Source organism: Flavobacterium sp., assembly GCF_031363805.1.
GTDB lineage: Bacteria > Bacteroidota > Bacteroidia > Flavobacteriales > Flavobacteriaceae > Flavobacterium.
Map to the genome: position 1 here is coordinate 1 of NZ_JANLVD010000243.1, position 3,528 is coordinate 3,528.

Consider the following 3,528-nt stretch of genomic DNA (forward strand, 5'->3'; position numbering starts at 1 on the left):
AGTAAACGGAATGGGTTTCATTGAAACACCATACCGTAAAGTAACCAATGGAACGGTAGATTTAGTTTCTACTCCAGTTTACTTAAGCGCAGAAGAAGAAGAAGGAATGATGATTGCTCAGGCAAACATTCAAATGGATGCCACTGGAAAAATAACTGCCGAAGACGTAATTGCACGTCAAGAAGGTGATTTCCCAGTAATTGAACCAACAAGAGTTGATTATACTGATGTTGCGCCAAACCAGATTGCTTCTATCTCAGCGTCTTTGATTCCTTTCTTGGAACATGATGATGCGAATAGAGCCTTGATGGGATCTAACATGATGCGTCAGGCCGTACCATTAATTCGTCCTGAAGCTCCTATTGTTGGAACTGGTTTAGAGCGTCAAGTAGCTTCTGATTCTAGAGTATTGATTAATGCTGAAGGAGATGGAGTTATAGAATATGTAGATGCAAATATCATCACTATCAAATACGATCGTTCTGAGGAAGAAAGAATGGTAAGTTTTGAGCCAGATGAGAAAACATACAATCTAATTAAATTTAGAAAAACCAATCAAGGTACAAGTATCAATCTTAAACCTATCGTAAGAAAAGGGGATAGAGTGGTTCCTGGACAAGTATTATCAGAAGGATATGCGACTCAAAATGGTGAATTGGCTTTAGGTAGAAACCTAAAAGTTGCATTTATGCCATGGAAAGGGTACAACTTTGAGGATGCGATTGTAATTTCTGAAAAAGTAGTTCGTGACGATATTTTTACTTCTATTCACGTGGATGATTATTCACTTGAAGTTAGAGATACTAAATTAGGTAACGAAGAATTAACGAACGATATACCGAACGTTTCTGAAGAAGCTACTAAAGATTTAGATGAAAATGGTATGATTAGAATTGGAGCAGAGGTAAAACCTGGCGACATTCTGATCGGAAAAATTACTCCAAAAGGAGAATCAGATCCTACTCCAGAAGAGAAATTGCTTCGTGCAATCTTCGGGGATAAAGCAGGTGATGTAAAAGATGCCTCATTAAAAGCATCTCCTTCTTTACATGGTGTTGTTTTAGATAAAAAATTGTTTGCAAGAGCAGTAAAAGATAAACGTAAACGTACACAAGACAAGGATGCTTTAGGAGCACTTGAAATGGAGTTTGAAGTTAAATTTGTTGAATTAAAAGACAAATTAGTTGAAAAACTTTTCTTGATCGTAAACGGAAAAACATCTCAAGGTGTAATGAATGATTTGGGTGAAGAAGTTTTACCAAAAGGTAAAAAATACACTCAAAAAATGCTTTATGCTGTTGAAGATTTTGCTCACTTAAGTAAAGGTCAATGGGTTGCTGATGATGCAACTAATAAAATGGTGAATGATTTAATTCATAACTATAAAATTAAATTGAACGATTTACAAGGTGCATTACGTAGAGAGAAATTCACTATTACTGTTGGAGATGAATTGCCAGCAGGAATCTTGAAACTTGCTAAAGTATATATTGCCAAAAAACGTAAACTGAAAGTTGGGGATAAAATGGCAGGACGTCACGGTAACAAAGGTATTGTTGCTCGTATCGTTCGTCATGAAGATATGCCTTTCCTTGAAGATGGAACACCAGTTGATATCGTGTTGAACCCATTAGGTGTACCTTCACGTATGAACATTGGTCAAATTTATGAAACGGTACTTGGTTGGGCTGGTATGAATTTGGGTAGAAAATTTGCTACACCAATTTTTGACGGAGCAACTTTAGATCAAATCAATGAATTGACTGACGAGGCTGGAGTACCACGTTTTGGACATACACATTTATATGATGGTGGTACAGGAGAGCGTTTCCATCAAGCAGCAACAGTAGGAGTTATTTACATGTTGAAACTTGGACACATGGTTGACGATAAAATGCACGCACGTTCTATAGGTCCATACTCGTTGATTACACAACAACCACTTGGAGGTAAAGCTCAATTTGGAGGCCAACGTTTTGGAGAGATGGAGGTTTGGGCACTTGAAGCTTATGGAGCATCAAGTACTCTTAGAGAAATCTTGACTGTGAAATCTGATGATGTTATTGGTAGAGCAAAAACTTACGAAGCAATCGTAAAAGGTGAATCTATGCCAGAACCAGGATTACCAGAATCATTCAATGTATTGATGCATGAATTGAAAGGTCTTGGACTAGACATTCGTTTAGAAGAATAAAAGGTTAGTATTCAGTGTTCAGTATTTAGTAATCAGTGATAAACTGAACGCTAAATCCTGAATCCTGAACACTTTTTTACAAGAGTTTTTAGGATTTAGACCCGTAACCCGTTCCGATTTTTTATAAGATCTCAAAAGATTTTATAATTAGCACTTCAAAAATTTGTTGAAGTTTAGAGAAGTAATCCGAGGTAATCTTTTAGTCGCAAGTCAAATGTCATAAAGTTTTAAAGTCTCGTATGACTTTCGACCTTAGACTTTCAAACTTTCGACTTAGATGAGAATCAATTTTTTAATTGCAAATAAATCAATAGTAAAAACTATGATGAATAATAGAAATAATAACAATAAAGATAAAAACCCTGTAAAAAGGTTTAATAAAATCTCAATAGGACTTGCTTCTCCTGAATCTATCTTGAAAGAATCAAGAGGTGAAGTGTTAAAGCCTGAAACTATCAACTACAGAACGCACAAACCAGAGCGTGATGGTCTTTTCTGTGAACGTATTTTCGGACCAGTAAAAGATTTTGAATGTGCTTGTGGAAAATATAAAAGAATACGTTACAAAGGGATCATCTGTGACCGTTGTGGTGTTGAAGTTACTGAGAAAAAAGTACGTAGAGACAGAGTAGGTCACATCAATCTTGTTGTGCCAATTGCTCATATCTGGTATTTCCGTTCTCTTCCAAACAAAATTGGTTATATCCTTGGTCTTCCATCTAAGAAATTAGATATGATTATTTACTACGAAAGATACGTAGTAATCCAAGCTGGTATTGCTAAAAATGCAGAAGGTGAATCTTTGCAAAGATTAGACTTTTTGACAGAAGAAGAATATTTAAATATTTTAGATACTCTTCCTGCTGACAACCAGTATCTTGATGATTTTGATCCTAATAAGTTTGTTGCCAAAATGGGAGCAGAGTGTATTATGGATTTATTAGCAAGAATTGATCTTGATGCATTGTCTTACCAATTAAGACATAATGCTAACAATGAAACGTCTAAACAACGTAAAACAGAAGCGTTAAAAAGATTACAAGTTGTTGAATCTTTCCGTGAGTCTAACTTAAACCGTGAAAATCGTCCAGAATGGATGATTATGAAAGTGGTTCCAGTTATTCCACCAGAATTGCGTCCGCTTGTGCCACTTGATGGAGGTCGTTTTGCAACTTCTGATTTAAATGATTTATACCGTCGTGTAATTATACGTAACAACCGTTTGAAAAGATTAATGGAGATTAAAGCTCCAGAAGTTATCTTAAGAAACGAAAAACGTATGTTACAGGAATCTGTAGATTCACTTTTCGATAATACGCGTAAAGCATCTGCAG

The 3,528-nt window shown here is 35.7% G+C and carries 1 protein-coding gene and 1 pseudogene; both read left to right on the forward strand.

The genetic code is table 11. The features are described from left to right. The coding region (gene rpoB / locus RMN92_RS12740) for a DNA-directed RNA polymerase subunit beta (protein ID WP_309609821.1) at nt 1-2,194 on the forward strand (2,194 nt) is incomplete at its 5' end. Nucleotides 2,195-2,516: 322 nt separating this feature from the next. Next, nucleotides 2,517-3,528: pseudogene (locus tag RMN92_RS12745) on the forward strand (DNA-directed RNA polymerase subunit beta'); the annotation flags it as partial.